This is a genomic window from Mesorhizobium sp. J428, from assembly GCF_024699925.1.
In the GTDB taxonomy this organism is placed as follows: Bacteria; Pseudomonadota; Alphaproteobacteria; order Rhizobiales; family Rhizobiaceae; genus Mesorhizobium_A.
In genome coordinates this window covers 806,115-825,937 of record NZ_JAJOMX010000001.1, presented here as the reverse complement: position 1 = coordinate 825,937, position 19,823 = coordinate 806,115, and the positions used below count along the sequence as shown (strand labels likewise).

Here is a 19,823-nt window from a genome sequence, read left to right as displayed (position 1 = left end):
CCGTTAACGGAAAACTTACCGAACTCGGTCGTTTCGCCGTGCGTTAAGACAATCTGCAGTGGCGCAGACGTTTAGATGATGCGCGGACTTGAGGGGCAGTCACGCGACACGAAACCGTTTGGTCGGGTACGGTCGAGATGAGCAAGTTTCTCCTTGTCCTGGTCTGGGCCCTTTCGGCGGCGCTGGTCCTTCTGATCGTGTCGCTGCCGATCAACCTCCAGACGCATCTGATCGCCGGCACTGTCGTGCTCGTGCTGATGATGATCCTCAAGCTGCTGCGGGCCGAAGGCAACTGGCGTCTCGTCGCTCTGGCGCTTGGAACCGCCATCGTCCTTCGTTACGCCTATTGGCGCACGACGAGCACGCTGCCGCCCGTGAGCCAGCTTGAGAACTTCATTCCCGGGCTGCTGCTCTACCTCGCCGAGATGTACAGCGTGTTCATGCTCGGGCTGAGCCTGTTCATCGTCGCCAAGCCCTTGCGGTCGCGGCCGCCGAAGATCGTGACTGACGAATCCAACCTGCCGACCGTCGATGTCTTCGTGCCCAGCTACAACGAGGACCCGCAGCTTCTGGCCGACACGATCGCGGCGGCGCTTGCGATGGACTATCCCGCCGACAAGTTCACCGTCTGGCTGCTCGACGACGGCGGAACGGTGCAGAAGCGCAGCGCCGCCCATGTCGTGGAGGCCGAGACGGCGCTCGAGCGGCACACCTTGCTGCAGCAACTTTGCACCGACCTCGGCGCCCGCTATCTCACGCGCGAACGCAACGAGCACGCCAAGGCCGGCAACATGAACAACGGTCTCGCCCATTCACAAGGCGAGCTGATCGCCGTCTTCGATGCCGACCACGCGCCGACGCGCAGTTTTCTGCGGGAGACGGTCGGATACTTCAATGACGACCCGCGACTGTTCCTCGTGCAGACACCCCACTTCTTCCTCAATCCCGATCCCCTCGAAAGGAATCTGAGGACGTTCGAGAAGATGCCGTCCGAGAACGAGATGTTCTACGGCATCATCCAGCGCGGCCTCGACAAGTGGAACGGCGCCTTCTTCTGCGGCTCGGCGGCGGTCCTGCGCCGCGCCGCGCTGATGGAATCGAACGGCTTCTCGGGTATCTCGATCACCGAGGACTGCGAGACGGCGATCGAGCTGCATTCACGGGGCTGGAACAGCGTCTATGTCGACAAACCGCTGATCGCCGGCCTCCAGCCGACGACTTTCGCGAGCTTCATCGGACAGCGCAGCCGTTGGGCGCAGGGCATGATGCAGATCCTGCGGTTCCGCTTCCCGCTCCTCAAGCGCGGGCTGAGCTTCCCCCAGCGCCTCTGCTACATGTCCTCGACGCTGTTCTGGCTGTTTCCCTTCCCGCGTACCATCTTCCTTCTTGCGCCGCTGTTCTATCTCTTCTTCGACCTGCAGATCTTCACGGCCTCGGGCGGCGAGTTCCTCGCCTACACGTTCAGCTACATGATCGTGAACCTGATGATGCAGAACTATCTCTACGGCAGTTTCCGCTGGCCGTGGATTTCGGAACTCTACGAATACATCCAATCGGTCCACCTTCTACCGGCCGTCATTTCGGTGATGCTCAATCCGCGCAAGCCGACGTTCAAGGTGACGGCCAAGGACGAATCCGTAGCGGTCAGCCGGCTCTCGGAGCTCAGCCGGCCGTTCTTCGTGATCTTCGCTCTCCTGACGGTCGCAACGCTGGTCGCGGCCTGGCGGGTCTATGCCGAGCCCTACAAGGCCGATGTCACGCTGGTCGTCGGAGGGTGGAACCTCTTGAACCTCATCATGGCGGGCTGTGCGCTCGGCGTGGTGTCGGAGAAGCGGGAGCGGGCCGCGACGCGCCGGATCAAGATCAAGCGGCGCTGCGAGCTTGGGCGGGACGGCATCTGGTATCCGGGAACGATCGAGGACGTCTCGGTCAACGGGGCGCGGATCAAGGTGTATCGCGGCGACGCTCTCGATGCTTTGGGCGATGGCGAGGTCAACATTCGGTTCGAGATGCTGTCCGGCGCGGGCACCGCGATTCTGCCAGTGGAAATCCGCAACTCGCAGCGATCTGCGGACGGGCTCGCCATCGGCTGCAGATATATCCGCTCGGTAGCGGACCATCACCGCTACGTCGCCGATCTCGTCTTCGCCAGCGCGGATCAGTGGACGCAGTTCCAGAGCGCGCGGCGGCGCAATCCCGGCGTCCTGATGGGGACGATCTGGTTCCTGCGGCTGGCGATGTTCCAGACCTATCGCGGCCTCGTCTATTTCTTCCGGAGCGCCCGGGGCGACAAGGACGAGGCGCGGAGCACGGAGGCATCCAGATGAGGGCAGTGCTGGTCGCCGCGCTGATGCTGGCTTTCGCCTCCGGCGCGCCGGCGCAGGAAAACGCACCGTTCGACATGAGCCCGGAGCGCCCGACGCCGTCGGCGCCGGCCGACGATCCGGCGGTTCGGCCGGACGAAGAGGCCGCGCCGCCGCCCGCCCAGCCTGAGGCGCCGGCGGAGCCGGCCCGGTTCAGGCGTTTCCTGCTGCCCGACGCCAAGCTGACCCTTGCCGGCGAGCAGGCCCGCAGCACCTGGGCGATCTACCTTTCCCCCCGTCAGGCCGCGTCGCCCGCGACACTGACCTTCGGCTACCAGAACGCCGTCGTCGTCGCGCCTGAAAGTTCCAAATTGAGCCTCGTCGTGAACGGAACCGCGATCCACGAGGAACAGGTCTCAGCGCCCGATGGGGTCGTCAGCAGAGAGGTTGCGATTCCGGCCGGTGTGCTGCGCGCCGGGCGCAACGAGATCGGCTTCTCGGCCCGCCACCGCCACCGGACGGACTGCACAATCGAATCGACCTACGAACTGTGGACCGAAATCGCGGCGAGCGGGACCTACCTCTCGTTTGAGGATCCGGCCGCCGCCGAACTCGCGACCGCCGAGGAGCTTTCCGCGGTCGGCGGAGATGCCGCAGGCAAGGTTCGCGTTGCGATTGTCGCCCCGGCCCTGGCGCGCCTCGATATCGCCAACGATCTCATGCGGCTTTCCCAGGCGCTTGCGCGGCATATCAACACGCCGGACATCGAGATCAGCGTGAGTTCCCGCCCGCCTGGCCAGTCCGCGGCAGACCTGGTTGTGCTGCTCGGGACGGCCGAGGAGCTCTCCTCCTTTGGATATGCGCTGCCCGCAATCGAAGGCGCTTTCAGCGCCTTCGCGCCGCCAAGCGAGGGGCAAGCGCCGGTCTACCTCGTCAGTGGCCGCGACAGGGCGCAGTGGAGTGCGGCCCTCGACAGCCTTGCCGCACCGGTCGACAGGTCGCTGGACGTGCAGCGGGACGTCTTCGTGACCGAAGCGTGGCGTACGCCCAACGCGCCGATGATTTTTGCCGGAAAGCAGGTGCCGTTCGCCGACATGGGGTTGCGTTCCGAGCAGTTCTCCGGCCGCCGCTATACGGCCGAGTTCGAGTTCGGCGTGCCCGCCGACTTCTATGCCGAAGCCTATGGCGAGGCGCGTATCCTGCTGGACGCGGCCTATTCCGACCAGGTCGAGCCCGGCAGCCTCATCAATGTGTATGTCAACGGCAGCGTCGCGGCCTCGATGCCGATCACGGCCACGCAGGGTGCGGTGCTCAACCGCTTCCCCATCAACTTTACCATGCAGCATATCCAGCCCGGCCTGAACCGCATTGTCCTCGAGGCGGATCTGCGCACGGCGGCCGACGAGGTGTGCAGCCCCGGTACGGCGGCAAACGATACGCCGCGCTTTGCGCTCTTCGACACCTCCCGCTTCGACATGCCGACTTTCGCACGTATCGCGCAGCGTCCCAACCTGTCGGCACTCTCGGGCACGAGCTTCCCCTACGGCCGCTCGGCGGATCCAATTGCCGTCATGGTGGACCGCACGACGGATGACGGGCTTTCGGGCCTCGCGACGCTGCTTGCGCGCATGGCAAGATCAGCCGGCCGTATCCTGCCGATCGAATTCGTCGCGTCGCAGGACGGACTCGGCATGCGCAATGCGATTATCATGGGCGGCGCGGCCGACATTCCGCAGCAGATACTCCAGCAGGTTGGCGTTTCCGTCGAAAGCGATGCCGACTGGGAGGCAGGTGCATCGGGGAGTCCGGCTCCAGCCGGACCGACGCTCGACGAGTGGCGCAAGCAGGTCACGGGGTCCTGGTTCGGCAGCACCTGGCGCGACTTCCGCGAATGGTTGCAGCGCACCTTCAACATCACCTCCGACATGCTGCGCTTCGCGCCGGAGGAGGAGGGGGCCTATGTGCCGCCACCCACGTCGGGCCTCGTGGTCGCACAAAGCAGCAATCCGGCGGGGTCGGGAACATGGACGGTGATCGTCGCGCCCGATGCGGCAGCCCTGCGCGCAAACCTCGTGGCGTTCACCGATCTTCGCAACTGGGACGAGCTGTCCGGTCACATTACCTCGTTCAACCCCGCGACGCGCGAGGTCGACACGGTGCCGGTCGGGCAGTTCGAATTCGTCGAAACGGTGCCGCCGTCGATCTGGAACTACCGGCTCATCGCCGCCAACTGGCTTTCGGCGAATATCCTATCCTACTCCCTTGCCCTCATCCTCGCCTGCGTCGTGCTCGGCGCGACAACGACGTTCCTGCTGAGTCGTCTCGGGAGGCGGCGGTGAGGCGCTGGCTCTGGGCAGCGGCGATCGCGATGTTCACCACCTCTCTTGCCGCGGCCGCGGAGCCGACCGTCCGGCCCGATGAGTGGGAGAGCTATCGCGCGCGCTTCGTGATGCCAGACGGGCGTGTCGTCGACGACGGCAACGGAGGCATCTCGCACAGCGAGGGCCAGGGCTATGGCCTCATCCTCGCCTACCTCGCCGGAAACATGGCCGATTTCGACCAGATCTGGACGTTCACCCGCACGGAACTCCTGTTGCGCGACGACGGGCTGGCGGCATGGCGCTGGGAGGAGAATGCCAATCCGCACGTCACGGACCCCAACAATGCCTCCGATGGCGACATCCTGATCGCCTATGCGCTCGCGCTGGCCGGCAAGGGCTGGGAACGGGCGGACCTGACCGCAACGGCCGCGCGCCTCGCCGAGGCGATCGGCAGGTCGGTTGTCTACGAATATGGCGGCGTGATGCTGCTGCGGCCGGGTGTGACCGGGTTCGACGCCGACGGCCGCAAGGACGGCCCGGTGGTGAACCTGTCCTATTGGGTCTTCGAGGCCTTTCCCGTGCTGGCGTCGCTGGCCCCGGCCTATGACTGGCAGCGCCTTCGCCGCGACGGGGTCAGGCTGGTCCGCGCCGTCAAGCTCGGCCCCCGCCAGCTTCCGCCCGACTGGCTTGCACTTGGGGATGAACTGAAATCGGCTGAAGGCTTTCCCGCCGAGTTTGGCTATAATGCCCTGCGGATTCCGCTCTATCTTATTCGGGACGGGACGGACCAGGTGGAAGTCTTGAGGAGGCTGCGCAAGGGAATGGCGGGGACCGATACGACCCCCACGACTGTGCATTTGAGCAGTGGTGGCGCGCGCGACCGGCTGGACGATCCGGGCTACCGCATCCTGCCGGCGCTGATCGACTGCGTCGTCGATGGTGCGCCCATCCCCGACGAACTCCGGCGCTTCTCGCCCACGCTCTACTATCCCTCCACCCTCCATCTCCTGGCCCTGTCCCATCTGCGGAGCGGGGGCGGACGATGCCTGCCGTGAGAGGCGCGATCCGACTGGCGGCCGCTGCCCTGCTTGGGGCCGGCACCTGCTTTCATGCGATTGCCGACGACGTCGTGCCGCCATGGGATCCGCGCCCGACCGGAACCGTCCCGCCGCATAGGCTCAAGCTTCCCGACGACGATGTGATCGAGGTGCAGCAGGAGATGCCGCCGGCGGAAACCGCGCAGGCGCAGCCCGCCCCTTCTGCCGTGCCGCCGCCCGCCGGGGCGCCACCCGATCAGGCCGGCCAGCGGCCGAAGGTGGACGAGTCGGCGCTGCGTTACTTCGCCCGTCAGGGCGACACGAAGCGCCTGGAGGCCGAGATCGCCCGCCTCAAGGCGCTTTATCCCGACTGGACGCCGCCTGCCGATCCGCTTGCGGTTCCTGTCAACGTCGACGAGAAGCTGGAGGCTGTCTGGGCGCTCTATGCCGCCGGCAAATATGCCGAGGCGCGCCGCGCCATTGCGCAGCGCCGGACGGACGAACCTGGCTGGACGCCGCCGCCCGACCTTTTGGAGCGGCTTGCCGTCGCCGAGGCGCGCGAGCAGCTCGTCAACGCCTCCAACCTTCACCAATACGACACGGTGATCCGCATCGGTTCCGGGAATCCGAGCCTGCTCACCTGCAGCGAGGTCGACGTGCTCTGGCGGGTTGCCGAGGCCTTTGCAGAAACGCAGCGGGCGAACCGGGCGCGCGACGCCTACCGCTACATCCTCACCAATTGCGACGACACGCAGGAACGCCTGGCGACGGCTCAGAATGCAGTGCGGCTGCTGCCCTCGGAGATGGCCGACGAGCTTTTGGCGCTCGAGCGCTTCGACGCGGCGGGCGCCGGCGAGTTCGCGCCCGTGCGCGACGATCTCGCGCGCAAGGGCGTGGCGGCCGGCGGCGCGGACCCGGCGGTAGACGCCTCGCCGGAACAGCTGGCGCGGGTCGAGAAGCTCGCGACCGCCGAGGGGAAGGCATCCGACAGCCTGCTCCTGGGGTGGTACAACCTGCGGCACGGCCAGAGCGAGGCCGCCGAGAAGTGGTTCAGGGCGGCGCGGGGGATCGAGGACAGCGCCGAGGCCTCGCAGGGCCTTTCCCTGGTCCTCGTCGCCCGCAAGGCTTTCGAGGAGGCCGAAAGCGTCCTCTACCCGTGGCGCGACGCCAATGACGAGACGCGCTCGTCCTATCTCGCCGCGGTCGCCAATCTGCTCGGGGTCGAGCCGCGCGTCGACGTGCCGCCCGACGTGCTGCAGCGCATGGCTGCGGCCGCCGCGAGCTCGCGCGACGTTGCCGCCGCGCAGCAGTTCGGCTGGTATGCGCGCGCCTTCAACCAGTTCGAAACGGCCGGGAAATGGTTCACGACCGCGCTGTCCTGGAACCCCGACGACGAACCGTCCGCCTACGGGCTGGCGCTGACGTACCAGCAGCTCGGCAATGCGGCGGCACTGGCCGAGCTCAAGCGTATCTGGCGCGGACGTTCCGAGCGCATCCTCGCCGTGGGTGAGCGGACGCGCGGCCAGCCGGCCGGCGGCGCACCGACTTCTGTCGCGGTGGAGACGCCTGCTGCCTCCCCGTCGACGCAATCCGTTGCGGTCGAGACCGCCCCTGTTCTCGCAGCGCCCCGGAACAATGCGGTGAGCGAGAGCGCGGCCGCGCCGGGCATGCGGCGAGCCGCCCGCGCGGCTGCGCCGACACGATCCATCCGTCGACGCTCTCGGCGCAGGGCGCGCTCGACCGCGGCTGGTGCCTGATGGACGCGAACCGGCCCCTGGAAGCGGCCGCTGCCTTCGAACGCGCCCTGGCGACGACGGACGGCCAGGCCCGCAGCGACGCGGCCTATGGCCAGAGCCTTGCTTATCTGCGCGCCGGCCTCGTCGACGACGCTGCGGTCGCAGCCGCGAAGGCGCCGCAGCAGCGGCGCCGGGTGGCCGAACTGCAGTCGAGCATCCTGGCGGAACGCGCGCTCGGCGCGTTCGAGAACGGCCGCTATATCGAGGCCCTGATCGCGCTCGACCAGCGCGCGCAGATCGCCCCAGAGCGGATCGACCTGATGGTGCTGCGCGGCTACGCCTACCTCAACCTCAACCGCCGCGAAGATGCCCGCCGCATATTCGAAGCCGCCGCCGGCACCGGCAGCCGCGACGCACTCAAAGGCCTCGCCGCCGTGAACGAGAACGCATCCCAGCGGTGAGGAACCGGGGTGAAGTTGACGGGAAGCCGCTCGGCTATCTGCATGTTCGGCTTTGCGGCGTGCTCCGTATTATTGTGGACTGCACACTATCTGTAGAAAGCGAGGGACTGCCTCAGCTGGGGAGAATCCCTAAAGGTAATTTCATCTGATAAGATGGATTTTCGTCTCAATATATCCGACTGATTTAGTTAGATAGCGAGGAGAAACCAACATGCGTATGTTGAACTATCTGCTTTCCTTCATCATCACTGCATCGTTGTTGGTTTTCGCCACAGAACTCGTCTACGCGGATAAGCACTCGGAGGCCAGATCCGACTGCGAGAGTTTTGGGTTCACGCCGGGCACCGATTCTCTTGCCAACTGCATGTTGCAGTTAACGCTGCAGACCGGGCGATGGCAACCGCAGTATAGGCGGTCTTAACAGGAGTGTCCGGGAGGATTTTTCCCCCCGGACAGATAGTCGTGCCGCCGATTAACAATCGACGTAGAGATGGAAGTTCAGATCAGCCAAAGCGCCGGTCTGGTTACGCGTCTGGACAAACACGCCATTGCCCGCGCCTGAGCGCTTGGTGAAAGAAACAAAGCCGAAGGGGCTGTCAAAGCCGGTGCCCCCTATGTTTCCGGTGAACGAACAGTCAGTGATATCTCGCGAGAACCGAATATCATAAGTTCCGACGCCAAGCTTTGCACCACCAGGAGTCCCCGCATCGCCCTTGCCACGGGCACGCGAGCCGTCAGCGCCGTTGACGACGGCGAACAGTTGCGCCGAGCCGCGCGTCGCGCCACCGAACCCTTGCGGGCTCAGATCAGCGGCAGTTGGCGTATTCAGGCCGGCGCCTAATCTCCTCTCGGCAGCGTAGCTGGGTATATTGAACACAATCAATGCAGTAGCGGCAACCAATACTCTAGAGAAGTCCATCTATTTGTCCTCCTAACATGATGTCATTTGACGACCTTACCTTACGGCACCTGCGGAATTCGTCAAGTGTGTACGTATCAGACAATCTGGCTTACCCGGGCCGAAAATGCTGAAGTTGCCGTGTATCCATTAGTCGGGAAAAAAGCGCTGGCGAGCTCTCTTTTGATTATGTCGCTGAACAAGAATTCAACGGCGCATCCAGCGTTTGGATACATGTTTTCAATGGGGAACTATCCTAACTCTACAGTGATGGGATAGGTAGAAGGCGATCTGCGATTTGCTCTTGCAACATTTACTCTTCCCCGAAGATGGAACAGTGCACGTAAACGGCGTAGACCTAGAGAAGGAGATCCATGGTGGCGTGATAGGCCGAGGAAGCCCGAACTACCGAAAATCTCGATAGCCTAGGAGAGAAGGTCTCAGGTCCTCAGCTCCGACATATCACCCATCCTTCGCCAGTCGGACAGCGAAGCCATGGCGCGAATTCCGCGCACTGCCGACTTTCATTTGGCGCCTCTTGTCGCTGCAACCTAATGTCTAATTGATTCTCAAAAACGACAATCTCCGATGTGCAATCTTCAGAACAGATGCAACATCGCATGCGATGTATTTCGTGCTCAAGCCGCGACGACGACAGCTAGCAGAATTTCTAAAGCCGACAACGAATCTCGGCTCATGATGCCTACGTCGATCGCATCGCAGCGCAGAAGCGGCAGCTCCGGCCCAAGGGCATACCGCGCCTGTCGCGTTAGAACCGGGGTGACGATAGAGCGTCATGGCACGTCGTCGGCGGGCCCATATCGGAGTCTCCGCGAGCATTGCCGCGCGTTTTCGTTTGACATTCGATATTATTGCGAAATAATCCGCCTCACTTTCGATCAAGGCAAAAATGCTGCGGGTGCGAAAGCAAAGAGGGAGCGGCGTGGACAACGCGATCCATGACATTTTCGTCATCGGAGGCGGCATCAATGGATGCGGCGTGGCGCGTGACGCCGTGGGTCGCGGCTATTCCGTTTTCCTTGCGGAGATGAACGACCTTGCAAGCGGGACGTCGTCCGGCTCGACCAAGCTTATCCATGGCGGGCTACGCTATCTCGAACATTACGAGTTCAGGTTGGTGCGCGAAGCGCTGATGGAGCGCGAGGTCCTGTGGCAGAACGCGCCGCACATCATCCGGCCGATGCGCTTCGTGCTCCCTTATGCAAAGGGCATCCGGCCGGCATGGCTGATCCGATTGGGGCTTTTTCTGTACGACCATATCGGCGGGCGTAAGATGCTACCGGCGACACGTACTCGACATGCGGCAGGATGCGGCCGGCAAGCCGTTGAAGCCGCTGTTTTCCAAAGCATTTGAGTATTCGGACGGCTGGGTCAACGACGCCAGGCTGGTCATGCTGAACGCGCGAGACGCCGCTGACAGGGGCGCGGTGATCCGGACGCGCACGAAGGTGGTGAGTGCGCGGCGGGAGAGCGACCTTTGGTCTATCGGGCTGGAAGATCTGCGTAGCGGGAAGACCGAAAAGGTCAAGGCGCGGCTACTTGTCAACGCAGCTGGGCCGTGGGTCGACAATGTCCTGTCGGGCGCGGTTGGCCAGAATGACGTGCACAATGTGCGCCTCGTGCAGGGCAGCCATATCGTCGTAAAAAGAAGTTCGACGATCCGCGCGCCTATTTCTTCCAGAACAAGGATAGGCGGATCATCTTCGCGATCCCCTACGAAGAAGAGTTCACATTGATTGGGACAACCGACCAGGATTTCTACGGCGATCCGCATGTCGTTTCGATCAGCGATGCCGAGATCGACTATCTCTGCGCCGCGGCCAGCGAATATTTCACACAAGCCGTGACGCGCGAGGACATCGTCTGGACCTATTCGGCCGTGCGACCGCTCTATGACGACGGCGCTTCCAAGGCGCAGGAGGCGACGCGCGACTATGTGCTGAAGGATGAGGGTGGCAACGGCTCAGCGCCGATCGTCAACATCTTTGGCGGAAAGATCACGACTTATCGCCGGCTGTCGGAATCGATGCTGCAGAAGATCGAGAAGCATCTTGGCAAGAAGGGCCGCTCCTGGACGCACGATGCTGTGCTTCCCGGAGGCGATTTCGCGCCGACGGGCTTCGAGGACGAGGTGGAAAAGCTGAAGTCCGGCTACCCTTTCCTCGAGCATGCACACGCGCGGCGGCTGGTGCGCCTCTACGGCACGCGCGCGCGGCAGGTGTTGGGAAGCGCGAAGTCGGCAACCGACCTGGGCAAGAAGTTTGGCGCGGATCTCTATGAGGCCGAAGTGCTTTACCTGATCCGCAATGAATGGGCTGTCACGGCGGAAGATGTTCTCTGGCGCAGGACAAAGCGCGGGCTTAGGCTCTCTCCTGAGGAGGCGCGTGTGCTGGAGGGGTACCTGCGCGACGTTGCAGGTGGGGCACGGACGGAAGCGGCATAGAATAGAACACCAGCCAGACGCGGCGCTTTGGGAGGAGCAATGCTGGAATTGAGGAACGTCTCGAAGGTGGTCAGCGGCGCGGAGCACATCCGCGACGTATCGCTGACGCTTCGGCACGGTTCGCTCAATGTGCTGCTTGGGCCAACGCTGTCTGGCAAAACCAGCTTGATGCGGCTGATGGCGGGCCTCGACAGGCCGACCAGTGGCGCGGTGTTCTTCGACGGCCGGGATGTCACCGGAGTGCCAGTCCAGAAGCGCAATGTCGCGATGGTCTACCAGCAGTTCATCAATTACCCCGCGATGACCGTCTACGAAAACATCGCCTCGCCGCTGCGCGTCGCCGGGGCCGAACGCTCGATCATTGATGGCGAGGTGAGGCGGGCTGCCGACCTTCTCAAGCTGACGCCTTATCTCGACCGGACGCCGCTCAATCTGTCCGGCGGGCAGCAGCAGCGCACCGCACTGGCGCGGGCGATCGTCAAGAAGGCGGGGCTGGTTCTGCTCGACGAACCACTTGCCAATCTCGACTACAAGCTGCGCGAGGAACTGCGGGCCGAATTGCCGAAAATCTTCGCCGAGACCGGCGCGATCTTCGTCTATGCGACAACCGAACCGCACGAGGCGCTGCTGCTCGGCGGCAACACGACGGCGCTGTCGGAAGGGCGCGTGACGCAGTTCGGACCGACGATCGAGGTGTTCCGCAGGCCGGTCGACCTGATCACGGCGCGGACCTTTGCCGATCCGCCGTTGAATACGATCGCACTGGAAAAGCGCGGCGCGAATTTCCTGCTTGATGGTGGGGTAAACCTCCCGGTGCCTGCGGATGTCGCGGGGATTGCCGACGGGCGTTACACTATCGGCTTCCAGCCCCACCATCTTTCTGTCACCAGGCCGAACCGCGACGCGGTGTCGGTGACGGCGCGAGTGACAGTGACCGAGATCACCGGCTCGGAAAGCTTCGTCCACCTCGATTTCGCCGACGCGCGCTGGGTAATGCTGGCCGCGGGAATCCAGACCTTCAAGCCGGACGACCGGGTCGATGTGTTCATCGACCATCGCCACGTGTTGGTGTTCGACGACGCCGGCCGCTCGATGACGTCAACCCAGACAATGGCGGCATAGATGGCACGGATCGAACTCGACCACATCCGCCACGCCTACGGCGCGAACCCGAAGTCCGAGAAGGACTACGCGCTGCGCGAGGTGCATCACACCTTCGAAGACGGCGGCGCCTATGCGCTGCTGGGTCCGTCCGGCTGCGGCAAGACCACGCTGCTCAACATCATCTCCGGACTGCTCAACCCATCGCATGGGGCGCTGAAGTTCGACGGCCGCGACGTGACGAACCTGTCGACGCAGGAGCGCAACATTGCGCAGGTGTTCCAGTTCCCGGTGATCTACGACACGATGACGGTTTATGACAACCTGGCGTTTCCATTACGAAATCGCGGTGTGCCCGAGGCCGATGTCAACCGCAAGGTGCGCGAGATCATCGCCATGATCGACCTGGAGAAATGGTCGAAGCGCAAGGCGAGGGGCCTCACCGCCGACCAGAAGCAGAAGATCTCGCTTGGCCGCGGGCTGGTGCGCTCGGACGTCAACGCGATCCTTTTCGACGAGCCGCTGACGGTGATCGACCCGCACATGAAGTGGGTGCTGCGCTCACAGTTGAAACAGCTGCACCACCGCTTTGGCTACACCATGGTCTATGTCACGCACGACCAGACGGAGGCGCTGACTTTCGCCGACCAGGTTGTCGTGATGTATGACGGCGGGATCGTGCAGATCGGCACGCCGGCCGAGCTGTTCAACCGGCCGAAGCACACCTTCGTCGGCTATTTCATCGGCTCGCCGGGCATGAATGTCCTGCCGGCGGCGATCGAAGGCAATGGCGCGCGGATCGGCGCCCAGCGCATCGAGCTGCCGTCCGTGCCGAAGTCGCAACCGCAAGGCAATATCGAACTCGGCATCAGGCCGGAATTCGTGCGGCTCGGGTCGACCGGCATGCCGGTCTCCGTCACCAAGGTCGAGGATATCGGGCGCCACAAGATCGTGCGCACGACATTCGAAGGGAAAGACCTCGTCGCCATTCTCGGCGAAGACGAGAGCGTGCCAGCGGAGCCAAGGGTGACGTTCGACCCGGCCGGCATCAATCTCTACGCCGATTCCTGGCGGATGGAGGTCTGACCATGGATAAAACCTGGAACAACAGAGCCTGGTTCATGGTCGCGCCGGTGCTGCTGCTGGTGGCGTTCTCGGCGGTGATCCCGCTGATGACCGTGGTCAATTATTCGGTGCAGGACACGTTCGGCAACAACGTCTTCTTCTGGGCCGGCACCGAATGGTTCGAGGACATGCTGACGTCCGACCGCTTCTGGGAAGCGATGGGGCGCAACCTGATCTTCTCGGGCGTCATTCTCGCCATCGAAATCCCGCTCGGCATTTTTATCGCGCTCAACATGCCGCGCTCAGGCTGGGGTGTGCCGGTGTGCCTGGTGCTGATGGCATTGCCCCTGCTCATCCCCTGGAACGTCGTCGGCACCATCTGGCAGGTGTTCGGCCGCGTCGACATCGGCCTGCTGGGCTACGTGCTGAACGGGCTCGGGTGGGACTACAACTACGTCAACGATTCCTTCGATGCGTGGTTCACCGTCATCATCATGGATGTCTGGCACTGGACGAGCCTCGTCGTGCTGCTCTGCTATGCCGGCCTCGTCTCGATCCCCGACGCCTACTACCAGGCCGCCAAGATTGACGGCGCATCGCGCTGGGCGATCTTCCGCTACATCCAGCTGCCGAAGATGAACCGCGTGCTGCTGATCGCGGTGCTGCTGAGGTTCATGGACAGCTTTATGATCTATACGGAACCATTCGTCGTAACCGGCGGCGGGCCGGGCAATTCGACGACGTTCCTGTCGATCGACCTCGTGAAGATGGCAGTCGGCCAGTTCGACCTCGGCCCGGCGGCGGCGATGTCGATCATCTACTTCCTGATCGTGCTGCTGCTGTCCTGGGTGTTCTACACCGTCATGACCAACTATGGCGCGGAGCGGAACGATGGCTGAGCCGCAGACCAGCGCGGCCGCGCGCGACATGGCCGTAGCAAACGCGCCGGCCGGTGCCGGCCAGGATTCGGTCGCCCGCGCCATGCGCAGGCGAGGGGATACCGTGCCGTTCTGGTGGCTGGTGCCAACGCTCTACATCATCTTCCTGATGCTGCCGATCTACTGGCTCGTGAACATGAGCTTCAAGACCAACACGGAGATCGTTGGCACCTTCTCGCTGTGGCCGCAGAACCCGACGCTCCGGAACTACATGGTGATCTTCACCGACCCGTCCTGGTATAATGGCTACATCAACTCGATCACTTACGTGGTGCTGAACACGGTGATCTCGATCTCCGTCGCGCTGCCCGCTGCCTACGCCTTCTCGCGCTACCGGTTCCTCGGCGACAAGCACCTGTTCTTCTGGTTGCTGACAAACCGGATGGCGCCGCCGGCGGTGTTCGCCCTGCCGTTCTTCCAGCTCTACTCGGCATTCGGGCTGATCGACACGCATATCGCGGTGGCGCTGGCGCATTGCCTGTTCAACGTGCCGCTGGCGGTGTGGATCCTCGAAGGCTTCATGTCCGGCGTCCCGAAGGAAATCGACGAGACCGCCTACATCGACGGATATTCGTTCCCGCGCTTCTTCGTGAAAATCTTCATGCCGCTGGTGGCGAGCGGCATCGGCGTCGCCGCCTTTTTCTGCTTCATGTTCTCGTGGGTGGAGCTGTTGATCGCGCGCACGCTTACGACCACCGACGCCAAGCCCATTGCGGCGACGATGACCCGCACGGTGTCCGCATCGGGCCTCGACTGGGGTGTGTTGGCGGCGGCCGGCGTGCTCACCATCATTCCGGGTGCGCTCGTGATCTGGTTCGTTCGCAACTACATCGCCAAGGGCTTTGCCCTGGGGAGGGTGTGATGAGCGGTCGACAGGCGATCATGATCGAGGAAGTGCGCCAGCTCGCCATAGGTATCTTCGACAAGATATCGGCATCAGGAATCGACTCGGTGGAGATCGACCAGCCGACCTATTGGTCGGTGTTTCCTGCCGACATGTTCCTGGTCGACAAGCCTAATGTCGTCCTCTCCGACGTGGAAGACGATCTTGCCGACCTGCGATCCGAAGTCGTCGATGCCGAGTCTCTGTCAGCTCTCGGGACGCCTTGGCATGCGTTATGCCCATCTCGCTGGCGTCTGCTCGGTGTTGGCTGCCGCAACGCTGGAGCCGTCCTCCAAGGGTGAGCGAACTGCGGGAGAAAGCACATGACCGCCACCCGCCACTGGCAGATCCCCCTCGCCATCGTGCTTGCCGTCTACGCGGCGGCCGTGTTCGGGCTGACCACCCTCGTGCCCGTCAAGGACGGCACGCGCGACTGGTTCGGGTCGCTGGGGGCAGGGTGGATGGCTTGGACGTTCCCCACCGCCCTGTTCTTCCTGACGATCTTCCTTCTGCTCTCGCTGATGGCGGTCTGGGAATACGCCTCGCCCGGCGGCAATCCACGCGTCGGGGTCCTGCGTTTCGAAACGACCCGGGGGGATCGTCTCTTTCTATCGCTGCTCGGCAGCGCCTTCATCCACCTCGCATGGCTCGGCCTCGTCGGGCCGAACCTATGGTGGGCTCTCGCTCTCTCGTTGGTCTACGCGGTTGGCGTATTCCGCTACGTCTAGAGGGAAAAACGGTGGAGCGGCCGCATGCCGGCGACCGCTCCGATCACAGTCGTAAACACTCATAAGGGAGGAAACTCATGCGACGGCAGCTTGTAACATCTACCTCGGTGCTTGTCCTGCTCCTGGCAGCAGGCAACGCCCAAGCCGGAATGGACGAAGCGAAAGCCTTCCTCGATGCGGAGATCGGCGACATGTCGACGCTCGACCGCGCTGCGCAGGAAGCCGAAATGCAGTGGTTCATCGATGCTGCGAAGCCCTTCGTAGGCATGGACATCAAGGTCGTTTCGGAAACCATCACGACCCACGAATATGAGTCGAAGACGCTTGCCAAGGCATTCAGCGACATCACCGGCATCAAGATTACCCATGATCTGATCGGTGAGGGTGACGTCGTCGAAAAACTGCAGACGCAGATGCAGTCGGGTGAGAACGTCTATGATGCCTACGTCAACGATTCCGATCTGATTGGCACCCATTGGCGCTACCAGCAGGCCCGCAACCTGACCGATTGGATGGCCAACGCCGGCAAGGACGTCACCAATCCAAACCTCGATATCGCCGACTTCATCGGCACGAAGTTCACCACCGCGCCGGACGGAAATCTCTATCAACTGCCCGACCAGCAGTTCGCGAACCTCTACTGGTTCCGCTATGACTGGTTCAACGACGAGAAGAACAAGGCCGACTTCAAGGCCAAGTGCGGCTACGATCTCGGTGTTCCGGTCAATTGGTCGGCTTATGAGGACATCGCCGAGTTCTTCACCGGCCGCGAGATCGACGGCAAGAAGGTCTTCGGCCACATGGACTACGGCAAAAAGGATCCGTCGCTCGGCTGGCGCTTCACCGATGCGTGGCTGTCAATGGCCGGCAACGGCGATAAGGGCCTGCCAAACGGTCTCCCGGTCGACGAATGGGGCATCAAGGTCGACGAGAACTCGCGTCCTGTCGGCTCCTGCGTCGCGCGCGGCGGTGACACCAACGGCCCGGCATCCGTCTACTCCATCCAGAAGTATCTGGACTGGATGAAGGCCTATGCTCCGCCGGAGGCGCAGGGCATGACGTTTGGCGAATCCGGTCCGGTTCCGTCGCAGGGCATGATTGCGCAGCAGATGTTCACCTACACAGCCTTCACGGCGGACTTCGTGAAGGAGGGCCTGCCGGTGGTGAACGCGGATGGCACGCCGAAATGGCGTTTCGCTCCGTCGCCGCACGGCGTCTACTGGAAGGACGGCATGAAGCTCGGCTATCAAGACGTCGGGTCCTGGACGCTGCTTAAGTCGACGCCCGACGATCGCGCCAAGGCCGCATGGCTCTACGCGCAGTTCGTGGTTTCCAAGACGGTGGACGTCAAGAAGAGCCATGTCGGCCTGACCTTGATCCGCGAGAGCACGATCCAGCACAAGAGCTTCACGGATCGCGCTCCGAAGCTCGGCGGCCTGATCGAGTTCTATCGCTCGCCGGCCCGCGTGCAGTGGTCGCCGACGGGCACGAACGTTCCTGACTATCCGAAGCTGGCTCAGCTCTGGTGGCAGGCGATCGGCGATGCGTCGTCTGGCGCAAAGACGGCACAGGAAGCGATGGACTCGCTCTGCGCCGAACAGGAAGCGGTGCTGGCGCGTCTCGAGCGTGCAGGCGTCCAGGGCGATATCGGCCCGAAGCTCGCCGAAGAGCACGATCTCGCCTACTGGAACGCGGACGCAGTCAAGAAGGGCAACCTCGCGCCGCAGCTCAAGATCGAGAACGAGAAGGACCAGGGACAGACCGTCAGCTACGACGAATTGGTCAAGAGCTGGCAGAAGTAAGTCGAACTTGCGAGGGAGGCGGCTTGGCCGCCTCCCTTTCGCGATGGTTTCGCCCCGACACTCTTTGATTCTGGCAGCCGGCTCGACACTAGCGGCAATCTCGGCGACCATGATCCAGCTCTGGTTTCGCGGACAGATGCGGCAATTTCATCGTCGCCAGACTTTATCGTGGATAGCTACTTTCACCGAAGAGTTTTCGTCGGTCGGCTGGGCAGGTACGGTCGCCCTCTGCACGGCCGGTACCGCACGGCCGGCGTCGTTGCCGGGAGCCCAACCGTCCTGACATTGGTGGTAACTTATTTCGCCGCGCCAAAGCCGGGTCGCTAGGATCAACTCGGATGCCCGGATCCGCCTTCCCCATAACGGGCGCAGTCGCTATGTCTTCATTGGCATATTGGCCACTGGGAGAAATGTGTATCTTTGCGTACATCGCCGTTGTGATCCGGCAATTGCTCAAGGGCTATTGGGTTCTCAATGCCCAAAAGCGGACTACCCGCTAACGGCCCCATTCTAGTCGGCCTGTTCGAAGCAAGATCCATTGGAACGGAAATGCATCCCGGTGTTTCCCGCAGAGATGCATCACCCACTCAGGTCCGCCTGTAAGCTGACGGCTCGGCCATCTCGGCCGGCACGTCTTCTTTCAGCCCCAGCGCGCCATTGACGAGCCCGGAGACGATCTGCCCAAAGCCGGACTGCTGGCCTCGCAGCGGCATCGGAATGCGGCATCGTTTCCGCAAAGCCAGCCTGTGAGAACAGGCCGACCGTCAGAACCGGTCCAAGTAAACGCCGTCTTGTAGCGCGCAAAATCAAATGGCGCGGTGCGCAAGTTCAAATGGCACCACGAGCGAAACGGCTCAGCCCGCCCCATAGAGCATCCGAGGCCGCTCCCGGCTGACGGGCGTTCCATCCGTCAATGGTCCGTGTAGCCGATACGTGATCTGGCCCTTCCGCTTGCAGGCTACGCACGACAGACGGCGCGTTAGGTTGTCGTGCAGGTAGCGGATATCGCGGCCAAAGCCCTCGGCGATACCCTCAAGGTCCAGCCAGCCGTGTCGGCCGCACCAGCACAGGTAGTGCAGCGAGTAGCCGCCATCGACGAGATCGCCTATGGTTTCCAGCCGGGTTGAGGACATGGGCACAGAAATGGAGCGCCGGCCGAGGAGCGTCAAGGCGCTGACGCCCGGCTGGGTCTGCTGATGTCCACTCATTGCGCAGGCCCGCTGATGATCAGTTCCTTCGCCTCGACCGGCTTGCCTTCCGACACCGAGTAAAGCAGTTCCGCGCCGTCGGCCTCGAAGCCCGCGAATACCTCCCGCACCTCCGGCCGGTCGTTGATCGACAGGATGAACCGCCCCTTGATCCCGCGCAGCACCTCGGCCAGGAGCGCGAACTGCGACCGGTCGAAAAGCGTCTTCCCATAGTCGCCCTCCGAGCCCCAATAGGGCGGATCTAGGTAGAAGAGCGTGCCAGGCCGATCATAGCGGCGGATGAACCCCTGCCAGTCCAGGCACTCGATCACGACGCCGGCGAGCCGCTCGTGAACGCCCTCGAGTACCGTACCAGCCGGGTGAGGTTGAAGCCGCCGCCGGCATAAGGATCGACGCCGAAATTCTGCCCGGCCACCTTGCCGCCAAAGGCTGTCCGCTGGAGATAGAGGAATCGGCCGGCGCGCTCGAGATCGGTCAGCGTGGACGGGTCCGAGGCCTTCAGCCGCTCGAATTCCTTCCGCCCGGAGATCTGGAAGCGCAGAGTCTCGATGAATTGCGGATAGTGGCGCTGCAGGATTCGGAAAAGGTTTGCCACTTCGCCGTTGCGGTCATTGATCACCTCGGCCGGCGGCCTGCGATCGCGGCGGAAGAAGACGCCTCCCATTCCGACGAACGGCTCCGCGTACGTCCGATGGGGCACCGCCGCGATGCGGCGCACCAGCTCGGCCGCGAGCCTGCGTTTGCCGCCGATATAAGGCGCCGGCGGGTGTGTCGATGAAACAGGTGTGAATTCGCTTTCAACGGGCATTTAAGGGTGTCCAGGAATCGGTCACGCTCGTCTGGCTCACGGTCTTCCGTGGGCAGCGGGTGCGACAGGT

The 19,823-nt window shown here is 63.1% G+C and carries 15 protein-coding genes and 2 pseudogenes; 13 read left to right on the top strand and 4 right to left on the bottom strand.

Annotated features, from left to right (window positions below; all coding sequences use genetic code 11):
• Positions 1–137: 137 nt before the first annotated feature.
• Genes bcsA through LRS09_RS04230 form a run of 5 tightly spaced genes read left to right on the top strand, consistent with a single transcriptional unit; the run spans position 138 to position 7,858 of the window.
• The gene (gene bcsA, locus LRS09_RS04250; RefSeq protein ID WP_257804458.1) at positions 138–2,327 is read left to right on the top strand and encodes a UDP-forming cellulose synthase catalytic subunit; all 2,190 of its coding nucleotides are present in this window, start codon (positions 138–140) and stop codon (positions 2,325–2,327) included.
• Positions 2,324–4,642 carry a cellulose biosynthesis cyclic di-GMP-binding regulatory protein BcsB gene (locus tag LRS09_RS04245; RefSeq protein ID WP_257804457.1) on the top strand — a complete coding sequence of 773 codons (2,319 nt, stop codon included), beginning with the start codon at positions 2,324–2,326 and terminating at the stop codon, positions 4,640–4,642. The genes bcsA and LRS09_RS04245 overlap by 4 nt, the downstream gene beginning before the upstream one ends.
• Positions 4,639–5,679, top strand: coding sequence for a glycosyl hydrolase family 8 (locus tag LRS09_RS04240; protein ID WP_257804456.1), 1,041 nt, complete (start codon positions 4,639–4,641; stop codon positions 5,677–5,679). Before LRS09_RS04245 ends, LRS09_RS04240 begins: the two co-directional genes overlap by 4 nt.
• Positions 5,667–7,418 (top strand): hypothetical protein, encoded by a 1,752-nt coding sequence (locus LRS09_RS04235; protein WP_257804454.1) that lies wholly within the window; start codon positions 5,667–5,669, stop codon positions 7,416–7,418. The genes LRS09_RS04240 and LRS09_RS04235 overlap by 13 nt, the downstream gene beginning before the upstream one ends.
• Positions 7,418–7,858, top strand: a complete 441-nt coding sequence (locus LRS09_RS04230) for a hypothetical protein (RefSeq protein ID WP_257804453.1) — start codon at positions 7,418–7,420, stop codon at positions 7,856–7,858. The genes LRS09_RS04235 and LRS09_RS04230 overlap by 1 nt, the downstream gene beginning before the upstream one ends.
• Before the next feature lie 472 nt (positions 7,859–8,330).
• On the opposite strand, the gene LRS09_RS04225 is transcribed toward LRS09_RS04230, so the two are convergent.
• Positions 8,331–8,777 carry a hypothetical protein gene (locus LRS09_RS04225; protein WP_257804451.1) on the bottom strand — a complete coding sequence of 149 codons (447 nt, stop codon included), beginning with the start codon at positions 8,775–8,777 and terminating at the stop codon, positions 8,331–8,333.
• Between the two features lie 889 nt (positions 8,778–9,666).
• On the opposite strand from LRS09_RS04225, the pseudogene glpD reads away from it, so the two are divergent.
• From glpD to LRS09_RS04185, 8 genes and pseudogenes are all read left to right on the top strand, one after another.
• Positions 9,667–11,220 (top strand): annotated as a pseudogene (glpD, locus tag LRS09_RS04220) (glycerol-3-phosphate dehydrogenase).
• Positions 11,221–11,259: 39 nt separating this feature from the next.
• On the top strand, positions 11,260–12,342 hold the full coding sequence (locus tag LRS09_RS04215) for an ABC transporter ATP-binding protein (RefSeq protein WP_257804450.1): 1,083 nt from the start codon (positions 11,260–11,262) through the stop codon (positions 12,340–12,342).
• Positions 12,343–13,407 carry an ABC transporter ATP-binding protein gene (locus tag LRS09_RS04210; protein WP_257804449.1) on the top strand — a complete coding sequence of 355 codons (1,065 nt, stop codon included), beginning with the start codon at positions 12,343–12,345 and terminating at the stop codon, positions 13,405–13,407. It abuts the gene before it with no gap.
• A gap of 2 nt (positions 13,408–13,409) precedes the next feature.
• Positions 13,410–14,285 carry a carbohydrate ABC transporter permease gene (locus tag LRS09_RS04205; protein WP_257804448.1) on the top strand — a complete coding sequence of 292 codons (876 nt, stop codon included), beginning with the start codon at positions 13,410–13,412 and terminating at the stop codon, positions 14,283–14,285.
• Between the two features lie 82 nt (positions 14,286–14,367).
• The gene (locus tag LRS09_RS04200; RefSeq protein WP_257810115.1) at positions 14,368–15,186 is read left to right on the top strand and encodes a carbohydrate ABC transporter permease; all 819 of its coding nucleotides are present in this window, start codon (positions 14,368–14,370) and stop codon (positions 15,184–15,186) included.
• Positions 15,186–15,509 carry a hypothetical protein gene (locus LRS09_RS04195; protein WP_257804447.1) on the top strand — a complete coding sequence of 108 codons (324 nt, stop codon included), beginning with the start codon at positions 15,186–15,188 and terminating at the stop codon, positions 15,507–15,509. Before LRS09_RS04200 ends, LRS09_RS04195 begins: the two co-directional genes overlap by 1 nt.
• A gap of 21 nt (positions 15,510–15,530) precedes the next feature.
• Positions 15,531–15,935, top strand: coding sequence for a DUF2160 domain-containing protein (locus tag LRS09_RS04190; RefSeq protein ID WP_257804446.1), 405 nt, complete (start codon positions 15,531–15,533; stop codon positions 15,933–15,935).
• 77 nt (positions 15,936–16,012) lie between these two features.
• Entirely contained in the window at positions 16,013–17,737 is a 1,725-nt protein-coding gene (locus tag LRS09_RS04185; protein ID WP_257804445.1) for an ABC transporter substrate-binding protein, read from the top strand.
• 587 nt (positions 17,738–18,324) lie between these two features.
• On the opposite strand, the gene LRS09_RS04180 is transcribed toward LRS09_RS04185, so the two are convergent.
• From LRS09_RS04180 to LRS09_RS04170, 3 genes and pseudogenes are all read right to left on the bottom strand, one after another.
• Positions 18,325–18,450 (bottom strand): hypothetical protein, encoded by a 126-nt coding sequence (locus LRS09_RS04180; protein ID WP_257804444.1) that lies wholly within the window; start codon positions 18,448–18,450, stop codon positions 18,325–18,327.
• Between the two features lie 141 nt (positions 18,451–18,591).
• Positions 18,592–18,945 (bottom strand): hypothetical protein, encoded by a 354-nt coding sequence (locus LRS09_RS04175; protein ID WP_257804443.1) that lies wholly within the window; start codon positions 18,943–18,945, stop codon positions 18,592–18,594.
• Positions 18,942–19,753 (bottom strand): annotated as a pseudogene (locus LRS09_RS04170) (DNA adenine methylase). The gene LRS09_RS04175 and the pseudogene LRS09_RS04170 overlap by 4 nt, the downstream one beginning before the upstream one ends.
• Between the last annotated feature and the right edge of the window lie 70 nt (positions 19,754–19,823).